The organism is Ensifer sp. 4252, assembly GCF_050434565.1.
GTDB lineage: Bacteria > Pseudomonadota > Alphaproteobacteria > Rhizobiales > Rhizobiaceae > Ensifer.
Genome location: NZ_JBNDIU010000001.1, coordinates 993,045 through 1,015,661 on the forward strand (window position 1 = coordinate 993,045; position 22,617 = coordinate 1,015,661).

Genomic DNA, 22,617 nt, shown 5'->3' on the forward strand with positions numbered 1-22,617 from the left:
GTGACACGGATCCAGGCCCATTCCGGATCGCTCCGGAGGCGAGGTTAGGCATGTTTCTCGACAACCTCAAGCGCTTTCGTGCCGGAAAGACGCGGCCCTCTTCAACCACTACGTTTTCGCAAGCTGAGGAAAATCGGGCACTTATACCGGCGGGCGCGATCTCCCACACCGACAGGCCCACCCGCGACCGGCGTTAACCATGGCGACAACCAGCCGGAACGTGCACTCGTTTACGATTGATTAACCATAACGGGCATGCAATTTTTCCCCTCGGTTGTGCATCAGGGTCTGAACAGTGTCATGAGTGGACGGAACCGCAGGATCGATCCGAGGGAGCTGAAGCGCCTCTCGATACTTGAGCCGCAGAAATCGCTTGCGGCCATAGCGGCCGACTGGGCGATCATCGCCGCGGTTATCGCCGCCAGCGAGTATGCCGACAACTTCCTCGTCTACCTGCTGGCCGTGGTCGTGATTGCCGGTCGCATGCATGCGTTCGGTTGTCTCGTTCATGAGGCGGCGCACTACCGGATCATCAAGAACCGCAAGCTTAGCGACTGGATGAGCGATCTGTTACTCGCCTGGCCGATGCTGGCGACTGTCGATGGCTACCGGCAGAACCACCTGGCACACCACCAGCATGCCAACACAGACGATGATCCGGACTGGACGGCCAAGCTCGGCATGGCGCAGTTCACCTTTCCGCAGAAGGTCGCGCGTGGCGTGATGCAGTTGCTTGGCTATCTCGTCGCGGTCAACTCGATCCGCGACATGGTGCATATGGCCAAGCGCATGTCGAAGAACGACCGGTCGACGCGGAGCTACAAGATGCTGCGCCTCGGCTTCTATGTTGTTGCCGCCGCGATCTTCACCCTGCTCGGCATCTGGCGCGAATTTGCGCTCTATTGGCTGGTGCCATTCTTCACTTTCTTCTGCCTGTTCCTCTACGTGCGCAGCGTGGCGGAGCATTTCGGCAACATGGACTATAGCGACGAGCTGACGAGTTCACGCACGGTCTATCCGCATGCCTGGGAAAGACTGTTCTTTGCTCCGCACAACATCAACTACCACCTGGAGCACCACCTCTATCCCGGCGTGCCATTCTATAACCTGCCCGAACTGCACGCGATCCTGATGCGCGACAAAGCCTATGCGGACAAGGCGCATATCACACGCGGCTATACGACCGGCTTGCCGGCCGAATGCTTCTCCGCCAGCGCGCCGCTGCTGCCGAGCCAGCACCCCGTCAGCTACTGAAAATCAAACACGCTGAGACCAGTCGCCATCTCGTCGAGCCCAAGCGGCCGTGTGACCGGCGGCTCGGCACGTGCGAGACAGCCCTGCCGCTCGCAGAGGCGACAGGCCGCCCCGACGGCGACCGAGGGCGCGCGCACCACGCCATAGACGACTTCATCGGCAAAGGACGCCTCGCAGCCAATCAACAGCGCGGTGCGGCGAACCCGCTCCTCAAAACCCGCCTGCGGACCATCGAGCGTGCGCGATACCGTCAAGAACGCCGCTCCCTCCGTTGTCTCGATGCGGTCAACCAGGATCTGCCCCGGCACCGAGAAGGCGGCATGGATATTGAGCTTCGGACAGCCGCCGCCGAACCTCGCCTGCGGGAAACCGGATGCGCCGGAACGACGGAGCCGATGCCCGGCATTATCGATCTCCATCAGCAAAAATGGAACGCCGGCGCTACCCGGCCGCTGCAGCATGGTCAGCCGGTTGGCGACCTGCTCGAACGACACTTGAAAACGCGCCCGCAGGATATCGATATCGTATTTCGCCCGGAGTGCTGCCGCATGAAACGCCGCATAGGGCATCATCAATGCGTGGGCGGCGTAGCGGGCGAGTTCAAAGCGGCCAATACGGCGCGCTTCGGCGGTCGACAATCGGAGAGTCTCCAGCTCCTGGGCAATCGCCTCGTGACACGCAATCGAGGCCGCCTCCATGGCGATCTCGCGCAACTGATCATAGGGCGACAGGCGCTCGGAGATAAAGAGCCGCATGGAATGGCGATCGAAGCGGCGGCGCAGATTGGGCATGGCGTGAACAGGCAGATTGCGCACGAACAGGCCGTGCTCCTTCTTCAGCCAGGCTTTCAGTGCGCCGATCAGATCGTCGCCCGGCGAGAGCATCTCGTGAAGGGCCTCGGCCATCTCTTCGATTCGGGCGAAATGATTGGGTCTCGCCTCCAGCGTCTCGCGCACCTCATCCATTGGCAGGCGCGTTCCAGACAGCGCCTCCATGTGCCCCTGCCCTGCCAGGAGGTCGGCAAGGTCCTTCAGCCGCGCCGCCTGCTCGCGATAGGCGCGGTAAAGCTTGACCACACCGCCGGCGGCGTTCGGTGCCGCTTCGGCAACTTCGATCAGTTCCTGATCCCCCGGCAGTTCCGCGGCCAACAGCGGATCGGCAAAGACCTCACGCAATTGCGCCAGTCCACCGCCCGTCTCGCCTTGCAGTTCCTCGAGGTCGACCTTGTAGACCGATGCGAGTTTCAGAAGCAGCTGGACGGTCAGCGGCCGCTGATTGCGTTCGATCAGATTGAGGTAGGACGGCGAGATGCCCAGCGCTTCCGCCATCGCCGTCTGCGTCAGCGAGAGCCCGTTGCGGATCCGCCGGACGCGGGGACCGGCAAAGATCTTGTTCTCAGCCATTTGTCACTACCTTTACAAATCTAATGACGACCACGAATTTACATATTTTACAAATTTACTGTGCACGCCTGTCAAAGGCAAGACAAGATAACCCTTTTGAAAGACCAGGAACTTGAATTTCCATGGCCTTATTGCGCAGCGCAATGTAAAAACTGTCACATCAACTAAAGACGAGGAAAGCCATTCGACAAAAGTCGAATGGTGGATGAGTTCCAGCAGGAGGAAGTAATGACCGATTTTTACAAGCTCGTTCCAGGTGCCCAGCAGGGCCGCTTTGATGGCATCGAACGTCCCTACACCGCCGAAACCGTGAAGCGGCTGCGTGGCTCGGTCGAGATCCGTTACTCGCTGGCCGAAATGGGGGCCAACCGCTTGTGGAAGCTCATTCACGAAGAGGACTTCGTCAACGCGCTCGGTGCGCTCTCGGGCAATCAGGCGATGCAGATGGTTCGCGCCGGCCTCAAGGCGATTTATCTCTCCGGGTGGCAGGTCGCGGCCGACGCCAACACGGCATCTGCGATGTATCCCGATCAGTCGCTCTATCCGGCAAACGCCGCACCGGAACTGGCCAAGCGCATCAACCGCACGCTCCAGCGCGCCGACCAGATCGAGACCTCGGAAGGCAAGGGCCTTTCGGTCGACACCTGGTTCGCACCGATCGTTGCCGACGCCGAAGCCGGTTTCGGCGGCCCGCTCAACGCCTTCGAGATCATGAAGGCTTTCATCGAGGCAGGCGCTGCAGGCGTCCACTACGAGGACCAGCTTGCGTCCGAAAAGAAGTGCGGCCATCTCGGTGGCAAGGTTCTGATCCCGACGGCCGCGCATATCCGCAATCTCAACGCGGCACGGCTTGCAGCCGACGTCATGGGAACGCCGACGCTTGTGATCGCCCGCACCGATGCGGAAGCCGCCAAGCTCTTGACCTCTGATATCGACGAGCGCGATCGCCCCTTCGTCGACTACGACGCCGGACGCACGGTCGAGGGCTTCTACCAGGTGAAGAACGGCATCGAGCCGTGCATCGCACGTGCTATCGCCTATGCGCCGCATTGCGACCTGATCTGGTGCGAAACCTCCAAGCCGGACCTGGAGCAGGCCCGCAAATTTGCCGAGGGCGTGCACAAGGCGCATCCTGGCAAGCTGCTCGCTTACAACTGCTCGCCGTCGTTCAACTGGAAGAAAAACCTCGACGACGCGACGATCGCCAAGTTCCAGCGGGAACTTGGCGCGATGGGCTACAAGTTCCAGTTCATCACGCTTGCCGGCTTCCACCAGCTGAACTTCGGCATGTTCGAACTCGCCCGCGGCTACAAGGCCCGGCAGATGGCCGCCTATTCGGAGCTGCAGGAGGCGGAGTTCGCCGCCGAGGTCAACGGCTACACCGCGACCAAGCACCAGCGCGAAGTCGGCACCGGCTATTTCGACGCCGTGTCGCTGGCCATCACCGGCGGCCAGTCATCGACGACAGCCATGAAGGAATCGACCGAGCACGACCAGTTCCGCCCGGCCGCAGAGTGAAAGGCCGGGGAGCGTGGCAATCCCTGCCCGCCGCGCTCCCCACGCAATAGACGAGAAACCGCTGACACCAAGGAGAACTCCAATGACAGTCCAGACACGCGTCAAGGAAAGGGCCGAGGAACAGTCTTCGGCCATGACCCCGGACCAACAGGCCGCGATCCGCATGGTCGCCAATGACCTGCACCGCCTCAACCAGGCCGTCATGAAAGCCGTCGACGCCGGCGTATCGGTCGAGCTCGTGCGCTCGGCCCGCCACCACGGCGGCGAAGGCAACTGGGGCGACCTGTTGATCCCTGTCATCGTCACCCAGGGACGGTCTTGATGTCGCTGTTGGCGATAGCGGCTGCGACCATGCTGTTCTTGACGACAGCACGATCGGCACGATGGCACTGCAATCTACGTCCGCAATCGCCGGCCGCCGCCTGCCAAAGGCGTAGCGCATTAATCTGCAACAACCCTAACGAGAAAACGGCCGGCAGAAATGCCGGCCTGTAGCATTTCGAGCCAATGCTTCTCGAAGAAATACCATTTCAAGTTGCTTCCTTCATCAGCCCCTGCGTATATTGGCAAGACCATTACCAGCGGGGGGCACGCATGTTCCAGGCAGGAAAGGCGAGTACGGAAGAACTGACAGATCTGATCTATGGCAGCGTATTCGGTGAATGCAGCTGGCAGGACTTTCTGAACAGGCTGGCGACCACAATGCCAAACGGCAAGTCTTCGCTTCATTATCAGGACGTGATTTCCCCGAACGCGCACGTTCCCTATTCGTCCGGGTTCACCGGCGATGACATCGATCGGTACCACGCGCACTTCTTTGCCGTTAACCCATGGATGGCAAAGGCAATGCTGGTGCCGCTGGGTGTGGGTGTACGCGGCGAAGACATGCTAGCACGCGACCGGCTCGTGCGCTCAGAGTTCTACAATGACTTCCTGAAAGGCCAAACCGGCTGCGAGACCAGCGTGGGCATGACAATCATCCGCGAAAAGGGACGCAGCTTCATTCTTTCGACGTATACGTCATCGACGGACGCCGATCTAAATGGGCGCGCCGCCAGCCAGCTCACGGCACTTGCCCCGCATCTCAAACGCGCGTTCGACTTTGTTCGCAAGCGCGACGTCATGACCGCCGACCAGCACTCCGGGCAATCGTTGTTCGACGCCATCGGAGTGGGCTTGATATACGCGGGCGAGAATGGCTGCATCCGCTCTATGAATGAAAGCGCGCAGCGTCTGGCAGCCGCCGGCGCAGCTGTTCGCATCACGCCGAACGGGCGTATTGGCCTGGATTGCCCGCAAACAAGCGCGGCGCTCGATCATATGAGCTTGCGCGCCAACACCCAGGCGCGACCACACATTTCCATTGTCAAAACCGACGACGGAACGGCTTACCGCGTCACGCTGGTGCGGCTGAAATCCGACATCTTTACCGAGTTTTTGAACGGTCCGACGGTGGCGGTCCTCATCGAACCAGCAACGTCGTTGCTTCCGGAGATGCGGCGCGCGCATCTGAAGGAAATACACGGCCTGACACCCGCCGAGATCCGGATTGCATCCAGCCTTGCGGCCGGACTGTCGTTAAGGGAAATCGCCCAGGCGAACGGAGTCGGCTATGAGACCATCCGCACCCAACTGAAGAGCATCTACGCCAAGACCGAGGTGAACTCGCAGGCGGCACTCGTCAGCCTGCTGATGCGCTGACCGCTTCAACTGCGGCGCGGGCGTTTGCCGGCGAAGATGTCGGCATGGCTTTTCAGCAGTTTTGTCATGCGGTCGACGACAGTCCGGATTTCCGAGCGATGGCGGTCCTCGTTGTTCATCACGATCCATTGCCGATGCATAAGCGCAGGGATCTCCTCGCCCGCCCGCTCCAGCAGAGGGTCGAGGTCGCCGACGAAACAGGGCAGCACGGCACAACCGGCTCCCGCCCGGGCGAGATCGAGCAACGACCGAGGGCGCGTCACGGTCGCTACGATACGTCCCGTCGCGTTCTCGTGCGGCCAACGCAGATAGGACGAGATTGCATCCTCCTCGCTGACGGCGACCCATCGGCCGTTTGCCGCCGGCATTGCATTCTTCTGCCGGTAAACGGCATAGGCAACTTCTCCCACCGGGCGTGCAGCCAGGTAGCTCTCCTCCGGTTCAAAGGCCCGGATGCCGATATCGCTCTCGCGATAGGCGAGGTTGGCGCGGGCCTCGCCTATGGTGATGGCCAGACTGAAGCCGTCGCGTTCGGTACAGAGCGCCGGAAAATTTTCGGCAAGCAGCCACGACACCCAGGTTCCGGCCGTGATGCGAACGACCGCCCCCTCGCCCTCCCGTCGCCAGCTCTCGACGCGGCGGGCTGCCGCCTCCATCTCTTGGAGCTGCTCGAACAACAATTGCCCGTCGTCGGTCAGCTGGTAGCCGGTCTGGCTGCGCACGAACAGCGTGCGGCCGGTGCGCTCCTCGATCTCGAGCATGCGCCGGCCAACGGTCGCCGGGCTGGAGCCGAGCGCCTGTGCGGCGCCCGTCAGCCCGCCGGTGCGCGCCACACTCATGAAGCAGCGATAGATGTCCCAATCCATGTCTTTCATCAGTGAAAAACATAGGCCGATATTTCGTGTATGTAAAACAGCTTTTGCTGCATAGAAGAAGAGATGCCACCCAATGAGGAGCATCACCATGGAAACGCTGGCAATGGCCTATCTGGCCGATATGGCAATGAAGAGCCGCGGCTGGGACGAACATTTCGACCCCAAACCACCGGGGCTAGTGAGGCGGATGTTTCGCCGTTGCATTGCTGTGTTTGCGACACGCAGAAGGGTCGAGCCTGTCGAGGCTCCCCCAAAAACGAAATGCACCGCGCAACCGGTGCGTTGCGCGGTGCAGTGCTAGGATGACAAAGCCGTCGCGGTGCTGACCGATCAGGCCGCGCGGTAAGCGTGGATATCGGCTGTTTCCGGCTCGAGCCGGAACTGCTCGACCAGCATCATCAGCGTGTCGGCCTGGTTGGAGAGCGCCAGGCTCGTTGCCGTCGCCTCTTCGACCATCGAGGCGTTCTGCTGGGTCATCTGGTCCATCTGGTTGACCGATCCGTTGACCTCGTTGAGCGCCACCGCCTGGTCGCGGCTGGCGGTCGCGATCATTTCTACATGCTGGCTGACGGTGACGATCTGGGCGCTGATCGAGGCAAGCACCGCACCGGTCTCCTTGACCAGATGCGAACCGGAATTGACCTCGTCGGTCGACTTGTTGATGAGGCCCTTGATCTCACGGGCCGCTTCGGCCGAGCGTTGCGCCAGTTCGCGAACTTCCTGCGCTACGACAGCGAAGCCTTTGCCGGCCTCGCCGGCACGCGCTGCCTCGATGCCGGCGTTCAGCGCCAAAAGGTTGGTCTGGAAGGCGATGTCGTCGATCACTTCGATGATCTGCTCGATCTGGCGTGATGCCTCTTCGATGCGGCCCATCGCGGCGATCGCATTGGTGACGACGGTTGCCGAGCTGTCTGCGCTCTTTTTCGTCTGCGTCACAGCGACGTTGGCTTCGTTCGCCCGCTCCGCCGACGAGCGGACCGTCACGGTGATCTGATCGACCGCAGCAGCCGTCTCTTCCAGCGAGGCTGCCTGAGCTTCCGTCCGCTTCGACAGCGAGTCTGCGGCGTGGTGCATGTCCGAGCCGCTCTGCTGGATCGCCTGCGCATTGGCGCGGATCTGGGCCAGTGTATCCTGCAGCCGGATCAGCGAGCCGTTGAAGTCCGTGCGCAGCTGTTCGAGGCGGCCATGGAACGGAATGTCGATCTGGCGCGACAGGTCGCCCTGCGCCAGTCGGCCAAGGCCGGCGGCAAGTTCGCTGACGGCAAGGTCGATCTGGCGATCGAGTTCGCGTTTTTCTGCGTCATTGCGGCTGCGCTCCACTTCGGCGCGGGCGCGCTGTTCTTCGCTTTCGGCCTCGATGCGCACCTTGGATAGGGCGTTTTCCTTGAAGACGCCCAAGGCGCGGGCCATGTCGCCGATCTCGTCCTGACGGGCGTCGCCATCAATCGACGTATCGAGGCGGCCATCTGCCAGCCGACGCATGGCGGCGGTGATCTGGCCGATCGGCTTCTTCAGCGTCAGCGTCAGGGCGATGCCGGCAAGCAGAGCGATGACGACGCCTGCAACGGTCGCGGCCACGGAGATCTGGTTTGCTTCCTGGCGCTCGGTGCCGGCCGCAACCTTCTGCTGTTCGGCAAAACCGGTCAGATCGCTCCAGATCTGGTTTATCGACTGGCCGGCGGCGTCGAAATCGGCGGTGCGCTTGACGGTGATCTCGACCAGCGTCGCGGCGTCCTTCTTCATCACGGTGATGATCGGCATCAGCGTGTCGGCGATCGCATCGAAGGAGGCACCTTCGCTTGCAACACCGCGCAGCGTTGCCATGTTCTGCTGAACCGCGAGAAACTTGTCGAGCAGCTTCTGGCGATTGCTTTCCGTCGTCGACCCCATGAAGGTCGCGGCGGAAATCTGGATGTCGGTGATCGAGCTCGAAAGCCGGCGCGTGGCGGTCAGCACGGATTCGGTGCTGACGATGAGCTGATCGAGCTCGGCGAAGATCCGCGTGGCTTCGCGCATCTTGCCGACGGAAGCGGCCTCAAGCCGGAAACTTGCGGTGCGGAACCGGTCGACATATTTCGAGATGCCGGCAAGCGTTTCCGGGCCGGCGGGCGCCTTCAAAAGCGCGCCAATCTCGCTCGATGCGGAGGTGATCGTCTCGGTCAGCGACTTCTCTTCCTTCGGCAGCAGCCGGAAGATGTCGCGCTCGGTGCGGCCAATCATCGGGAACCGTTCCTTGACGGCCTTGAGCTTGTCCTCGATCGTCGTCGCCTTGGCGACCTCGGTGCCGAACTCGTTGAAGAAGCGGCTGGCGCGCATCAGCTTTTCAGCTTCGCGCAGCATCGTCTTGGCGGCATTCTCGTTCTTGCGAACGGCATATTGCAGCCGGTTCGACTCGTCGTTGATCTTGGCGCGCTCCACCAGCAGCGCGTCCAGGTTTGCGGCCATCGTGGCGCGCATTTCCTGCTCACCGACATGCAACTTCCAGAGCCCGTCGATGCGGGTTTCGATGTCATTGGTTGCGGCAATGGCAGCCGTCAGCTCGTCCTGGCCGTTCTGGCCGGCCACCTGCGCGGCGGTGTCGGCCAGGACTTCCTTCTGCGCGGAAATCGTGCCCTGCAACGCGTTACGGGTTTCCTCGGTGGTCGAGTGCAGGAAGTTGTTCATCCCCGCATAGACATCCTTGAAGCCGCTCAGCGTCTGCAGGACGCTGTTTGAAATCTCCATCCGGCCCTGAAGCAGGCCGGACGCATAAAGGCCGGTAATGCCGACGGCACAGATGCTGACGACGAAGGGCAGAATGAAGAACAGTACCTTCGTCTGGATCTTGAAGCGGGCAAGAATTCTATCGATGAACATGGAAAACACCTTGGCTCGCAGCTCGCATTCGCCTCCCCCGGCGGCTCGAAACATGTTCCACCTTCAGCGTAACCGCCGAAGGGACGAAACGATCGAGAGCCACCCGATGCGCAAACAGGCTGATGTTTTTCGGAAAAATCATGCGGCGCACACCGCCAGTCCGTCGGCAATCATTGCGGGACCGCGCCACCTCCCCGGTAGCGAAGTCCTGACGGAACTCACTTCGTCGCAATATTCATTTTGAACGATTAAAAATTGTATAAGCGCGGAGCACTCGCCAACGAATTTCCGAAGGCGCTTGCGCGCTGATGCCGCGCTCGAGGTCCGGCCGCCAGCGGCCGGCGGGCAGCATCAATGCCAAAGGGCCGGAAGCGTTGCGAGGGCAGCGACGGCAAAGAAGGCGAGCAGAGCGATGCGGGTCAACGCTACTCTCTGGGCGCGGCTCTCGTCGGTGCGAGCGATCGCGATGGCGCGGGGACGACGGCGTGGCTGGTTCATGACATCCTGTCCTTCTCACTGACCGGCAACGATCGGCCCGGATAAACCGGCTTGCCAGTCCAGATCATATTGCAGCCATGCTGTGGCAGAGAAAAGCCCTAAAAATGGAAACAGTGTGATTTCCGTTTGCGGAACAATTCTTAATCTCGCCAACTGCCGGCTGTGCCGACATCAGAAGAGGTTCAGGCATATCCGTTAACAATGGCTGAAGCGGCGCGCCACAAAACCGGGGATCAGACGTCCTGGCCAGCGGCAAAACCCGATGCCCAGGCCCATTGGAAATTATAGCCGCCGAGCCAGCCGGTCACATCGACGCATTCGCCGACGAAATAGAGACCGGGAACAGTCTTGGCCTGCATCGTCTTTGAATCGAGACCGCTGGTGTCGACGCCGCCGAGCGTTACCTCGGCAGTCCGGTAACCTTCGGAACCGGCCGGCTTGATCGTCCAGGCCTGGATCGACACCGACAGCGCATCGATCGTCTTGTCGGAGAGGTCAGCGAGTTGTCGTCCCGTCAGCTTGGCACCATCGGCAAAGAACTGCGCCAGCCGGCGCGGCAGGATATCGGCGAGCGCCGTCTGGATGGCCTGCTTGCCGTTGGCGCGGCGCGCGCCCTTGAGGATCGAGGCGATGTCGATATCGGGCATCAGCCGCAGAACGATATCCTGCCCCTCGCGCCAATAGGACGATATCTGCAGGATCGCCGGGCCACTGAGACCGCGATGGGTGATCAGCACCGCCTCGCGGAACGCTGTCTTGCCGGAGCGCGCTTCGGCGTCGGCGGCAACACCCGCCAGTTCGCCGATCGTCTCAAGCTGTGCCGGATCGAGCGTCAGCGGCACAAGCCCGGGACGGGTCTCGACGAGCGCCAATCGGAACTGCTCGGCGAGCTTATAGGCAAGCCCGGTCGCACCCATCTTCGGGATGGACTTACCGCCGCTGGCAACCACCAGCGACTGGGCATCGACCGGTCCTTCGTCGGTCATCACCCGGAAACCTGCGCCATGGCGCTCGACACTCTCGACCGTCGTCTCCAGCCGAAGCTCGGCGCCCACATCGCGCATTTCGGTGAGCAACATCCTGATGATGTCCTTGGCCGAGTGATCGCAGAACAATTGCCCCAGCGTCTTCTCGTGCCAGGCGATGCCGTGTTTTTCGACCAGCGCCAGGAAATCGCGCGCGCCGTAACGCGCGAGCGCCGATTTGCAGAAATGCGGATTGGCCGACAGGAAGTTCTTCGGCCCCGCGTGGATATTGGTGAAGTTGCAGCGACCGCCACCGGAGATACGGATCTTCTCACCCGGCGCCTTTGCATGGTCGATGACCAGCACGCGCCGGCCGCGCTTGCCGGCTTCGATGGCGCACATCATGCCGGCGGCACCGGCGCCAATGATCACCACATCCTTCTTTTCAGCCACGAAACACCTTTGAGCTCTTTGCGCATTCCATTCCGGTCACGGAGGCGAAAGTCAATCGTCCCGCTCTAGCCAATTGCCAATCTACGGTTATGATGCGCCATCCGAAGCCAAAACCGGTGATTTATGCCCTCCAAGAGAAGTGCTGCCCAACAAACAACGAAAATCAGCAAAACCTCGAAAATACCCGCCGCCCTGCATTCCCTCCGAGGCGTCAAGACCTGGAAGGAAGCAACGGATTGGCTGAAGATCCGCGGGATCGAAGACATCGAATGCATCACGCCCGACCTTGCCGGCGTCCCCCGCGGCAAGATGATGCCGACCTCCAAGTTCACCTCCAACACCTCGCTTGCACTGCCTTCCGCAGTCTACCGCCACACGATCTCGGGCGAATATCCTGACGAGACCGGACAGTTTCGCTACGATTCCCGCGATAGCGACATCAAGCTCGTCCCCGACCTTTCGACGCTTTCGGTCGTGCCCTGGGAAACCGACCCGACGGCGCAGGTGATCTGCGACATCGTTGGCTCCGAAGGCGAGCAGATCAGCTACACGCCGCGCAACGTCCTGAAGCGCGTGGTCGACCTCTATCGCCAGAAGGGCTGGAAACCGGTCGTCGCGCCCGAGATCGAGTTCTATCTCGTCGCCACCAACGACGATCCCGACTATCCGCTGCATCCGCCGAAGGGGCGCTCCGGCCGCTCGATCCTTGGTGGCCAGGGCTATTCGATTGCCGGCATCAACGAATTCGACGAACTGATCGACGACATCTATCACTTCTCGGAGAAGCAGGGTCTGGAGATCGACACACTGATCCACGAGGAAGGACCGGCGCAGCTCGAAATCAACCTGCGTCACGGCGACCCGATCGAGCTTGCCGATCAGGTCTTCCTGTTCAAGCGCACCATCCGCGAAGCGGCGCTGAAGCACGGCATCTACGCGACCTTCATGGCCAAGCCGATGCAGGGCCAGCCGGGGTCGGCCATGCACATCCACCAGTCGGTGATCGAGATCAACACCGGCCGCAACCTGTTCTCCAATCCTGATGGTTCCGCCTCCAAGGAGTTCTTCAATTTCATCGGCGGAATGCAGCATTATGTGCCGCGCACGCTGGTGATGATGGCACCCTATGTGAACTCCTTCCGCCGGCTGACACCCGACATGTCGGCGCCGGTGAATACGGCCTGGGGCTACGACAACCGCACGACCGCATTCCGCATTCCGGTTTCCGAGCCGGTTGCCCGACGGATCGAGAACCGGCTGCCGAGTTCGGACGCCAACCCCTATCTGGCGCTCGCCGCCTCGCTTGCCTGCGGTTATCTCGGCATCATCGAAGGTCGCGATCCGTCGGCACCGACGGAAGACACGGCCAATGAAGGCGAGATCGAGCTGCCGCGCGGGCTACTCGAAGCCGTCGCCTTGCTCGAATCGGCGCCGTCGCTTGCCGAGGTGCTGAGCCCCGAATTCATCGCCATCTATGCGGGCGTGAAACGCGGCGAGTTCGAAACCTTCATGCAGGTCATCAGCCCGTGGGAACGCGAGTTCCTGTTGCTGAACGTCTGACCTGAAAGGCCATCCGATGCCCTGGCAAAGCCCGATCTCGCCCGGTTACTCCTGGTATGAGGCAACCGTTCCCGATCGACCCGAATTCCCGCAGATGCCGGGGTCCCGGAAGGCTGATGTCGCCGTCATCGGCGGCGGCTATACCGGGCTTCAGGCCGCCTACAACCTCGCCCGCCAAGGCGTCGATGTCACGCTCATCGACGCCTGCCGCTTCGGCGATGGCGCGTCGGGGCGTAACGGCGGCCAGTTCGGCACCGGCCAGCGCGCCTGGGCCGACGAAACCGAGGAAACGCTCGGCCATGAGCGGGCGCAAGCGCTCTTCGATATGGCCGAGAATGCCAAGAAGCATGTGCTCGACTTCGCGGCGGAACATGCCATCGACATCGAGTTCATGCCGGGGCAGCTCTCGGTCGGTCACAAGAAGAGCCTGGAGAAGGACTATCGCGACCACGTCGAGACGATGGCGACACGGTTCAATTATCCGCATCTCTCGTTCATGGAGCGGGAGGAGACGGCAAGCCGCCTCGGGTCGTCCCGCTATCACTTCGGCATCCGCGACGCCGGCACGGGGCATATCCATCCGCTGAAACTGCTGGTGGGGCTTGCGAAGCAGGCAGCCCTTGCCGGGGCCAATCTGTTCGAGCAGACGAAGGCTGAGAAGATCGAGCGCAAGGGATCAGCGATCGTCATCACCACCGATCGCGGCACGATCACCGCTGAGCGGGTGCTGGTCGCCTGCAATGCCTATATCGGCAATCTCGAGCCGGTCAGCGCCAGCCATGTGATGCCGATCCGCTCGTTCATCGGTGCGACCGAAGTTCTTTCTGCTCACCCAAACGTGCTTCCCGGCGGCGAATCGGTCGACGATTCGCGCTTCGTCGTGCGCTATTTCCGTAAATCGAAAGACGGACGGCTGCTGTTCGGCGGACGCGAAGCCTACACCGCCGACAACCCGCGCGACATTTCCACCCATATCCGGCGGCAGATCAGCGAGATCTATCCGGAGCTCGGCACGATCGAGATCACCCATGCCTGGGGCGGCTCCGTCGGCATCACCATGCCGCGCACGCCCTTCTGTCGTGAGGTCATGCCGGGCGTTACTTCGATCGGCGGCTATTCCGGCCACGGGGTGATGCTTTCCAACTATTGCGGCAAGCTTTACGCTGACCTGGCGCTTGGCAAACCGACAGAACTCGACCTGCTGAAAGCCTTGAAAATACCGGCTTTTCCGGGCGGAACGCGCTTTCGTTCGCCGCTTCTGTTTCTGGCGCTCACCTGGTACGCCTTGCGCGACAGGCTCTAGAAAGCGCGTGCGAGAGCATTTTATTGCGTTGCACCCTAGCGCCTTTAAATCGATTAGATTATATGTGTCCCTGACCTGAACAAGATCGAGATTATCCCATGAGCAGCCAGATCATTCCCGTCGAACCGTTTGACTATGTCGTGTTCGGGGGCACCGGCGATCTCGCCGAGCGCAAGCTGCTGCCAGCGCTCTATCACCGCCAGATGGAAGGCCAGATTACCGAGCCGACCCGCGTCATCGGCGCCTCACGCGCGGCGTTGACGCACGAGGAATATCGCAAGTTTGCCGCCGATGCGCTGAAGGAACACCTGAAACCGGCCGAATACAACGAAGAGGAAGTCGCGAAGTTCACCGCGCGCCTCTTCTACGTCTCCGTCGATGCCAAGTCCGACCAGGGATGGGATGCGCTGAAGAAGATCCTGGAAGAAGGCAAGGAGCGTATCCGCGCCTTCTACCTCGCCGTCGGACCGGCGATCTTCGGCGATATCTCCGAGAGGATCCGCGATCACAAGCTGATCACCAAGACCACCCGCATCGTCGTGGAAAAGCCGATCGGACGCGACCTCGCGTCGGCGACCGAACTCAACGACACGATCGGCAAGGTTTTCCGCGAAGAGCAGATCTTCCGCATCGACCACTATCTCGGCAAGGAGACGGTGCAGAACCTGATGGCGCTGCGCTTTGCCAATGCGCTCTATGAGCCGCTGTGGAACTCCGCCCATATCGACCACGTGCAGATCACCGTTTCCGAAGCCGTCGGTCTCGAAAACCGGGCCGGCTACTACGACAAGGCCGGTGCGCTGCGCGACATGGTGCAGAACCACATCCTGCAGCTCGTCTGCTTCGTCGCGATGGAAGCGCCGACCTCGATGGACGCGGAAGCCGTGCGCGACGAAAAGCTTAAAGTTCTGCGCGCGCTGAAGCCGGTCAATGCATCCAATGTCGAGCAGGTGACGGTGCGCGGCCAATACCGTGCCGGCGCTTCCGCCGGCGGCCCGGTCAAGGGCTACCTGGAAGAGCTCGAAGGCGGCGTCTCGAACACCGAGACCTTTGTCGCGATCAAGGCCGAGGTCAGCAACTGGCGCTGGGCCGGCGTGCCGTTCTACATCCGCACCGGCAAGCGACTTGCCGGCCGCATGTCGGAAATCGTCATCACCTTCAAACAGATCCCGCACTCGATCTTCGACAACAGCGCCGGTCGCATCTCGGCCAACCAACTCGTCATCCGCTTGCAGCCCAACGAAGGCGTCAAGCAGTCGCTGATGATCAAGGACCCGGGTCCGGGCGGCATGCGCCTTCGCAACGTCTCGCTCGACATGAGTTTTGCCGAGGCCTTCGACGTGCGCAATGCCGATGCCTATGAGCGCCTGCTGTTCGACGTCGTTCGCAACAACCAGACGCTGTTCGTGCGCCGCGACGAGGTCGAGGCCGCATGGAAGTGGGTCGATCCGATTTTGAAGGCCTGGGAAGAGACAGGCCAACAGGTTCAGGGCTATACCGCCGGCACCTGGGGTCCGAGCCAGTCGATCGCTCTGATCGAGCGCGACGGCCGCACCTGGCACGATGCGATATAGGTTGGCAATGAGCACGACGCTTCACACATTCGACAATGGCGCCGCCCTGGCCGAGGGCTTGGCGGACGCCGTCAGCGCCGCACTTGCTGCCGGCATTGCCGCCCGCGGTGCGGCGAGCATCGCCGTTTCCGGCGGCTCCACGCCCAAGGCATTCTTCCAGGCGCTCTCCAGGAAGGACATCGCCTGGGACAAGGTCACGGTCACGCTGGTAGACGAACGCTTCGTTCCGCCTGAGAGCGATCGCTCCAACCACGCGCTGGTCACGGCGAACCTGCTGCAAGGCTATGCGGCGAAAGCGCATTTCTTGCCGCTTTACCATCCAGCCGCTTCGGCGGAGGATGCTGCCGTATTGGCAAGCAACGAAACCGTGAAGGTCGGTGCGCCCTTCGACGTCGTCGTGCTCGGCATGGGAACGGATGGCCATACCGCGTCGTTCTTCCCGGGCGGAACGCACCTTGCAAGCGCGATCGACGCGACGACGCCGCGTGGCGTGATCACCATGGAAGCGGAAGGTGCCGGCGAACCGCGCCTGACCTTTACCTTCTCCAGCCTTCACGATGCCAGGCTGCTGGTCCTGCACATCGAAGGCGAGGGCAAGAAGGTCGTGCTTGCCAAGGCGGAAGGTCCCGGCGACGAAGCCGAGATGCCGATCCGCACCATGCTGCGCCGTGCAGCCTCGCCGCTGCAGATATACTGGGCGCCATAACGGCCGGGTAACCGGCCGGTTCAGGACACTTTCAACCGGTGGCGCCCCACCGGAACGCGAAGGTGTTGAAAGAGCTCACACCGGGGCGTGGCCTGCACGTTCTCCCAGGCAGGCAACGCTCCGGATCGATGACTGGATGAAGATGAGGAGTCCCAAGACTCCGGAACAGGATTTGCCATGTCCGCCGATTCCCGCATTGCCGCAATCACCGCCCGCATCGTCGAGCGTTCGAAGCCGCACCGAGAGCCCTATCTCGATCGCGTGCGCCGCGCCGCCTCCAGCGGCCCGCATCGCAGCGTCCTCGGCTGCGGCAACCTCGCGCACGGGTTTGCAGTCTGTTCCCCCGCCGAGAAGGTGGCGCTCGCCGGTGACCGCGTCCCCAACCTCGGCATCATCACCTCCTATAACGACATGCTTTCGGCACACCAGCCGTTCGAAACCTATCCGGCCATGATCCGCGAAGCGGCGCACGAGGCAGGCGGCGTCGCCCAGGTTGCCGGCGGCGTGCCCGCCATGTGCGACGGTGTCACCCAGGGCCAGCCAGGCATGGAACTGTCGCTGTTTTCCCGCGATCTGATTGCGATGGCTGCCGGCGTGGGCCTGTCGCACAACATGTTCGATTCCACCGTCTATCTCGGCGTCTGCGACAAGATCGTGCCGGGCCTTGTCATCGCGGCACTCACCTTCGGCCACCTGCCTGCAGTCTTCGTGCCGGCCGGGCCGATGACGACAGGCCTGCCGAACGACGAGAAGGCGCGCGTGCGCCAGCTTTTCGCCGAAGGCAAGGTCGGCCGCGACGAGCTGCTCGAAGCCGAATCCAAGTCCTATCACGGCCCCGGCACCTGCACCTTCTATGGCACGGCCAACTCCAACCAGATGCTGATGGAGATCATGGGCTTCCACCTGCCCGGCGCCTCCTTCATCAATCCCGGCACGCCGCTGCGCGACGCGCTGACGAAGGAAGCAGCGAAGCGGGCGCTGGCGATTACCGCCATGGGCAACGAGTTCACGCCGGCCGGGGAAATGATCGACGAGCGCTCGATCGTCAACGGCGTCGTCGGACTGCATGCCACGGGTGGTTCGACGAACCACACCATGCATCTCGTCGCCATGGCCCGCGCCGCCGGCATCCTGCTCACCTGGCAGGATATTTCCGAGCTGTCGGATATCGTGCCGCTGCTTGCCCGCGTCTATCCGAACGGCCTTGCCGACGTGAACCACTTCCATGCCGCCGGCGGCATGGGCTTCCTGATCAGTCAGCTGCTTCGGGGCGGCCTGCTGCACGACGATGTGCGCACCGTCGTCGGCCAGGGCCTGGAAGCCTACAAGATCGACGTTCGGCTCGGTCTCGACGGCGGCGTCGAACGCGTGCCGACGCCGGTCGAAAGCGGCGACCCGAAGGTGCTCTCCACGATCGATCATCCGTTCCAGCACTCTGGCGGCCTCAAGATGCTGACCGGCAACCTCGGCAAGGCGGTCATCAAGATCTCCGCCGTCAAGCCGGATCGCCACATCATCGAAGCGCCGGCGAAGATTTTTCATGACCAGGGCGAATTGAACGCTGCCTTCAAGGCCGGAAAGCTCGAAGGTGATTTTGTTGCCGTCGTGCGCTTCCAGGGCCCGAAGGCGAACGGCATGCCGGAACTGCACAAACTGACCACCGTGCTCGGCATTCTGCAGGATCGCGGCCAGCGCGTGGCGATCCTCACCGACGGCCGCATGTCCGGCGCTTCGGGCAAGGTGCCTGCCGCCATTCACGTGACGCCAGAAGCCAAGGACGGCGGGCCGATCGCCCGCATCCAGGAAGGCGACATCGTGCGCATCGATGCCGTTACCGGCACGATCGAGGTGCTGGTCGAGGACATCGCGCTGAAGACGCGCATTCCCGCCCATGCCGATCTCTCGGACAACGAGTTCGGGATGGGGCGCGAACTGTTCGCGCCGTTCCGCGCCATTGCCGGCTCGGCCGACCACGGTGCAAGCGTGCTCTTCAACTGAACGAAACCTCGGCGCCACGGCCGGGGATTTGACTTCCACCAAACTCTCGCTGCCGACTATCGCCGTCGGCAGCGAGACAGCCTTGCTAAGACGCACGCTACTTCAGCGGTCCCGGATACATGTCGTTTCGACCGTCATAACGCTCGACTTCCAGCGTGAAGATGTCGATATCCTCAATGCAGCGCGCATTGAGCGAGACGCGATCGTTCGGGTAGCCGCTGCGCATGATGGCGACGCTGCAGGTCGGGCAAAAGTGATGCCCCTCGTTCACGCCACGCCAGACATAAGTCGAGAGACGCCGTTTCTCAGTGATCAGCCGGATCTTGCTGCCATCGACCTTCCAGTGGAGGAAGCCGGTGCGCCGGCATGTCGAGCAATTGCACTCGACCAGCCCCGAGAGCTCCTCATCGACTTCAATGCAGATGTCGCCGCAATGGCAGGAAAGGCGGTAGGGTCGTTTCATCGATCGGTTGCCTCGTTTCAGCGTGCAGCGCCAACAATCCAAGCCTAACGTCCCAAGTCAAGCATAGGTTGCACCGGCCCCGAAAGACGGTCAACTAGTCGCAACGGCGCATCAGGTTCCGGCCCGTTCCGGCCGGGCGGACACTCGCGCGTTCAGCGATAAATGTCGAGCGTGCGGTTCCGGTGGTTCGGATGCGTGCTGTAGACGAAGATGCGATTGAGTTCGCGGTCGGTCAGGAGCCGCAGGAAGCGTGCTTCGATGATGTTGTTGGCGTGCACGCGCTTGAGCAGGCAGCCAACCATCTGGATCCGGGCACTTGGGATGTCGAGGTAAAAATTCTGCGGTAGCTGGTACTTGGTCAGGATGCCGATGACCGCGCCGCTTTTCGACAGCTTGATGATTTCGCAGCGGCGGGAGCTCAGCTGCGTCATGCCTTTTTCCGTATATTCGATGCGCGCCTCGTTCCTCGTGTCCTCCATCGGGAACGTGGTTTCGCGATCGTACATGAAAGATTCTTCCTTGTTCAGGAAGTGTTGCTGCATCACCGGTGCCGCGGTCGTCATTCTACAGGCCTCTTCATATCCCCTGCCCGTCAGGCTAGAGGAAGAAATTTAACAGAGGGTAGATTGAAGGCCTTCGCAAAGAAAAACCCGCCCGAAAATCGGACGGGTTGAAGAGAAAACGATTTGTCAGACGCGGTAACTCTTGCCGCCAGCGTCGAACAGATGCAGCTTGTTCTTGTCGGCCGTGAACCGCACCTTCTCGCCACGATGCACCGGCAGGATGCCCGGGATCTTGGCGATGATCGGCTCCTTCTCCACCAGCCCCTCGATGTAGAGCAGCGTCACTTCACCGAGCGCCTCGACAATCGCGACCGTGCCTTCAAACAGGAAGTCCTCGCCGGACGCCGTCTGCAGATCTTCTGGGCGCACGCCGAAGCTCGCCGTCTTGCCGTTTTCGGACGCGTTCGTGACGATATCGAGCGTCACCGACTTGCCGCCGGCAAGCTTCACCGTCGTCTGCGGCCCGGTGCCCGTGATCGTCGCGGGAATGACGTTCATTGCCGGCGAGCCGATGAAGCGGGCGACGAACAGGTTCGCCGGGCGCTCGTAAAGCTCGAGCGGCGGGCCGACCTGTTCGATATGGCCGGCCGACAGCACAACGATGCGGTCGGCAAGCGTCATTGCCTCGACCTGGTCGTGGGTGACGTAGATCATCGTCGTATCGGCCATCTGCTCGTTGAGCTTGGCGATCTCGATACGGGTGGCCACGCGCAGGGCGGCGTCGAGGTTCGACAGCGGCTCGTCGAACAGGAAGACCTTGGGGTCGCGGCAGATCGCCCGTCCGATCGCCACGCGCTGGCGCTGACCGCCCGAAAGCGCCTTCGGCAGACGATCGAGGTATTTGGTGAGCTGCAGGATATCGGCTGCCGCGCGCACGCGCCGGTCGATCTCCTCCTTCGTCTCCTTGGCGATGCGCATGCCGAAGGCCATGTTGTCGTAGACGGTCATATGCGGATAGAGCGCATAGGACTGGAACACCATGGCGATGCCACGCTTGGAGGGCGGCACGTCGTTGACGCGCTCGCCGTCGATGAACATGTCGCCGCCGGTAATCTCCTCAAGACCCGCGATCATGCGCAGTAACGTCGACTTGCCGCAGCCGGACGGACCGACAAACACGACGAACTCGCCTTGCTTGATGTCGAGATTGATGCCGTGAATGACATCGACCGCACCGTAGGACTTGCGGATATCTTTAAGCGTCAGACCTGTCATCGCACCCTCCCCTTCGTCTCTTGTTTATCGTTGTCTCAGACCAGGCGCGCGAAGAATGCGCTCCAGGCCGGAAGATTGACCTTGTCGTTCTTGACCTCGGCCGTAAAGCCATGACCGTCAAGCGCTTCGACAGGCTCCTTCGGCAAATCAGCCGTAGCAGGCTCACCGCTCATGTTGAAGGCGCAGAAAAGCTTCTCGTTGCCGTGGCTGCGCACGAAAGCCAGTACAGGCGCATCGGTGCCGCGAAACTCAATCTCTCCCTTGGCAAAGGCCGGATGCGCCTTGCGGAACTGCAGGAAGCGGCGATAGTGCTCCATGACGGAGGCCTCATCGCCCTTCTGGGTGGAGACCGCCCGCTTCAGATGCTCGGTCGGTACCGGCAGCCAGGGCTTGGCATCACCGAAGCCGCCGTTAACCGCAGCGCTATCCCAGACCATCGGCGTGCGGCAGCCGTCGCGTCCCTTGAAGTCGGGCCAGAACTGAATGCCGTAGGGATCCTTCAGATCCTCGTAGGCGAGCTCGGCTTCTGTGAGTGCCAGTTCCTCGCCTTGGTAGATGCAGACCGAACCGCGCAGCGACATCAGCAGGCTCGCAAGCAGCTTGGCATGGGCATCGCGATCGGCAACGCCATCGCCCCAGCGGCTGACGTGGCGAACGACGTCATGGTTGGAAAAGGCCCAGCAGGCCCAGCCCTCGGGCGCCGCCTTCTGGAAATCGCGCAGGACCTCGGCGACCCGTGCTGGCGTCAGCGGATCGGGCGCGAGAAACTCGAAGGCGTAGCACATGTGCATCTTGTCGCCGTCCGAGGTGTACTCGCCGGCAATCTCGAGGCCACGCTGGCTGTCGCCGACTTCGCCGACCGCAGCGATTGCCGGAAACTCGTCCATCACCGCGCGGAACCGCTTCAGGAACGCAAGGTTCTCCGGCTGGTTCTTGTCGTAGAGATGTTCCTGATAGTTGTAGGGGTTGACCGCCGGCGCGGTGGAGGCGTTGCGGCGCTCCGGCGCCAGCGCCGGATTGTCGCGCAGCTGCTTGTCGTGGAAATAGAAATTGATGGTGTCGAGGCGGAAGCCGTCGACGCCGCGCTCCAGCCAGAAGCGCTCGACGCCCAAAAGCGCTTCCTGCACATCAGGATTGTGCAGGTTGATGTCCGGCTGCGAGGTCAGGAAGTTGTGCAGGTAGTATTGCAGCCGCGTCGGATCCCAAGCCCAGGCCGAGCCGCCGAAGATCGACAGCCAGTTGTTCGGCGGCGTTCCGTCCGGCTTGGAGTCCGCCCAGACGTACCAATCCGCCTTGGCGTTCGTTCGGCTGGCGCGGCTTTCGACGAACCAGGGATGCTGGTCCGAGGTGTGCGACAGCACGAGGTCGATCATCACCCGGATGCCGAGCCGATGCGCCTCGGCGATCAGCGCATCGAAATCCGCGAGCTCGCCGAAGATGCCGTCGACGTCGGTATAGTTCGAGACGTCGTAGCCGAAATCCTTCATTGGCGAGGTGAAGAAGGGCGAGATCCAGATGGCATCGGCACCGAGCGAGGCGACATGCGGCAGGCGGGCAGTGATGCCCTTCAGGTCGCCGATGCCGTCGCCATTGGAGTCCTGGTAGGAGCGCGGATAGATCTGATAGATCACCGCGCCGCGCCACCAGTCCTTGTCGACCTGCAAAATGGATTCGCTCATTTCAGTCATGCTCATTCCGTTCAGAAGTCCCTG

At 61.9% G+C, this 22,617-nt stretch carries 19 protein-coding genes; 10 read left to right on the top strand and 9 right to left on the bottom strand.

Features of this window, described 5'->3' with window-relative positions; translation table 11 throughout:
• The first annotated feature begins 300 nt into the window (after positions 1-300).
• Positions 301-1,254 (top strand): fatty acid desaturase family protein, encoded by a 954-nt coding sequence (locus tag ABIE33_RS04885; RefSeq protein WP_429122077.1) that lies wholly within the window; start codon positions 301-303, stop codon positions 1,252-1,254.
• On the opposite strand, the gene ABIE33_RS04890 is transcribed toward ABIE33_RS04885, so the two are convergent.
• On the bottom strand, positions 1,248-2,657 hold the full coding sequence (locus ABIE33_RS04890; RefSeq protein WP_429122079.1) for a helix-turn-helix domain-containing protein: 1,410 nt from the start codon (positions 2,655-2,657) through the stop codon (positions 1,248-1,250). The genes ABIE33_RS04885 and ABIE33_RS04890 overlap by 7 nt on opposite strands.
• A 228-nt stretch (positions 2,658-2,885) precedes the next feature.
• Here ABIE33_RS04890 and aceA point away from each other — a divergent pair, with 228 nt between their 5' ends.
• From aceA to ABIE33_RS04905, 3 genes are all read left to right on the top strand, one after another.
• Positions 2,886-4,175 (top strand): isocitrate lyase, encoded by a 1,290-nt coding sequence (gene aceA, locus ABIE33_RS04895; protein WP_429122080.1) that lies wholly within the window; start codon positions 2,886-2,888, stop codon positions 4,173-4,175.
• An 82-nt stretch (positions 4,176-4,257) separates the two neighbouring features.
• Entirely contained in the window at positions 4,258-4,497 is a 240-nt protein-coding gene (locus ABIE33_RS04900) for an SMc00767 family acetate metabolism repressor (protein WP_053250421.1), read from the top strand.
• Between the two features lie 272 nt (positions 4,498-4,769).
• On the top strand, positions 4,770-5,876 hold the full coding sequence (locus ABIE33_RS04905; RefSeq protein WP_429122082.1) for a helix-turn-helix transcriptional regulator: 1,107 nt from the start codon (positions 4,770-4,772) through the stop codon (positions 5,874-5,876).
• 5 nt (positions 5,877-5,881) lie between these two features.
• Here ABIE33_RS04905 and ABIE33_RS04910 read toward each other — a convergent pair whose 3' ends face one another.
• Entirely contained in the window at positions 5,882-6,751 is an 870-nt protein-coding gene (locus ABIE33_RS04910) for a LysR family transcriptional regulator (protein WP_429122084.1), read from the bottom strand.
• An 88-nt stretch (positions 6,752-6,839) separates the two neighbouring features.
• Here ABIE33_RS04910 and ABIE33_RS04915 point away from each other — a divergent pair, with 88 nt between their 5' ends.
• Positions 6,840-7,052, top strand: a complete 213-nt coding sequence (locus ABIE33_RS04915) for a hypothetical protein (RefSeq protein ID WP_429122086.1) — start codon at positions 6,840-6,842, stop codon at positions 7,050-7,052.
• 29 nt (positions 7,053-7,081) lie between these two features.
• Here the strand turns inward: ABIE33_RS04915 and ABIE33_RS04920 are convergent, their stop codons facing one another.
• From ABIE33_RS04920 to ABIE33_RS04930, 3 genes are all read right to left on the bottom strand, one after another.
• Positions 7,082-9,607: a methyl-accepting chemotaxis protein gene (locus ABIE33_RS04920; protein ID WP_429122087.1), complete on the bottom strand. Its 2,526-nt coding sequence runs from the start codon at positions 9,605-9,607 to the stop codon at positions 7,082-7,084.
• Between the two features lie 351 nt (positions 9,608-9,958).
• Positions 9,959-10,105 carry a hypothetical protein gene (locus ABIE33_RS04925; RefSeq protein ID WP_429122089.1) on the bottom strand — a complete coding sequence of 49 codons (147 nt, stop codon included), beginning with the start codon at positions 10,103-10,105 and terminating at the stop codon, positions 9,959-9,961.
• 233 nt (positions 10,106-10,338) lie between these two features.
• Positions 10,339-11,523, bottom strand: a complete 1,185-nt coding sequence (locus ABIE33_RS04930; RefSeq protein WP_429122091.1) for an NAD(P)/FAD-dependent oxidoreductase — start codon at positions 11,521-11,523, stop codon at positions 10,339-10,341.
• A gap of 123 nt (positions 11,524-11,646) precedes the next feature.
• Between ABIE33_RS04930 and ABIE33_RS04935 the strand changes: the two genes are divergently transcribed.
• The 5 genes from ABIE33_RS04935 to edd all read left to right on the top strand — a co-directional run bounded on the left by ABIE33_RS04935 (position 11,647) and on the right by edd (position 18,664).
• Positions 11,647-13,083 (top strand): glutamine synthetase family protein, encoded by a 1,437-nt coding sequence (locus tag ABIE33_RS04935; RefSeq protein ID WP_429122092.1) that lies wholly within the window; start codon positions 11,647-11,649, stop codon positions 13,081-13,083.
• 16 nt (positions 13,084-13,099) lie between these two features.
• Entirely contained in the window at positions 13,100-14,386 is a 1,287-nt protein-coding gene (locus tag ABIE33_RS04940) for an NAD(P)/FAD-dependent oxidoreductase (protein ID WP_429122094.1), read from the top strand.
• A 98-nt stretch (positions 14,387-14,484) separates the two neighbouring features.
• Complete coding sequence (zwf, locus tag ABIE33_RS04945) at positions 14,485-15,960, top strand: glucose-6-phosphate dehydrogenase (protein ID WP_429122095.1); 1,476 nt, start codon at positions 14,485-14,487, stop codon at positions 15,958-15,960.
• A gap of 7 nt (positions 15,961-15,967) precedes the next feature.
• Entirely contained in the window at positions 15,968-16,666 is a 699-nt protein-coding gene (pgl, locus tag ABIE33_RS04950; RefSeq protein WP_429122096.1) for a 6-phosphogluconolactonase, read from the top strand.
• A gap of 177 nt (positions 16,667-16,843) precedes the next feature.
• Positions 16,844-18,664: a phosphogluconate dehydratase gene (edd, locus tag ABIE33_RS04955; protein ID WP_429122099.1), complete on the top strand. Its 1,821-nt coding sequence runs from the start codon at positions 16,844-16,846 to the stop codon at positions 18,662-18,664.
• A gap of 97 nt (positions 18,665-18,761) precedes the next feature.
• Here the strand turns inward: edd and ABIE33_RS04960 are convergent, their stop codons facing one another.
• The 4 genes from ABIE33_RS04960 to ABIE33_RS04975 all read right to left on the bottom strand — a co-directional run bounded on the left by ABIE33_RS04960 (position 18,762) and on the right by ABIE33_RS04975 (position 22,593).
• Positions 18,762-19,127 (bottom strand): GFA family protein, encoded by a 366-nt coding sequence (locus ABIE33_RS04960; RefSeq protein WP_429122102.1) that lies wholly within the window; start codon positions 19,125-19,127, stop codon positions 18,762-18,764.
• A 152-nt stretch (positions 19,128-19,279) separates the two neighbouring features.
• A complete protein-coding gene (locus ABIE33_RS04965; protein WP_429122104.1) occupies positions 19,280-19,690 on the bottom strand; it encodes a hypothetical protein in 411 nt (136 codons plus the stop codon).
• A 126-nt stretch (positions 19,691-19,816) separates the two neighbouring features.
• The gene (locus tag ABIE33_RS04970; RefSeq protein ID WP_429122107.1) at positions 19,817-20,905 is read right to left on the bottom strand and encodes an ABC transporter ATP-binding protein; all 1,089 of its coding nucleotides are present in this window, start codon (positions 20,903-20,905) and stop codon (positions 19,817-19,819) included.
• Positions 20,906-20,940: 35 nt separating this feature from the next.
• Positions 20,941-22,593: an alpha-glucosidase family protein gene (locus tag ABIE33_RS04975; protein ID WP_429122109.1), complete on the bottom strand. Its 1,653-nt coding sequence runs from the start codon at positions 22,591-22,593 to the stop codon at positions 20,941-20,943.
• Positions 22,594-22,617: the final 24 nt, after the last annotated feature.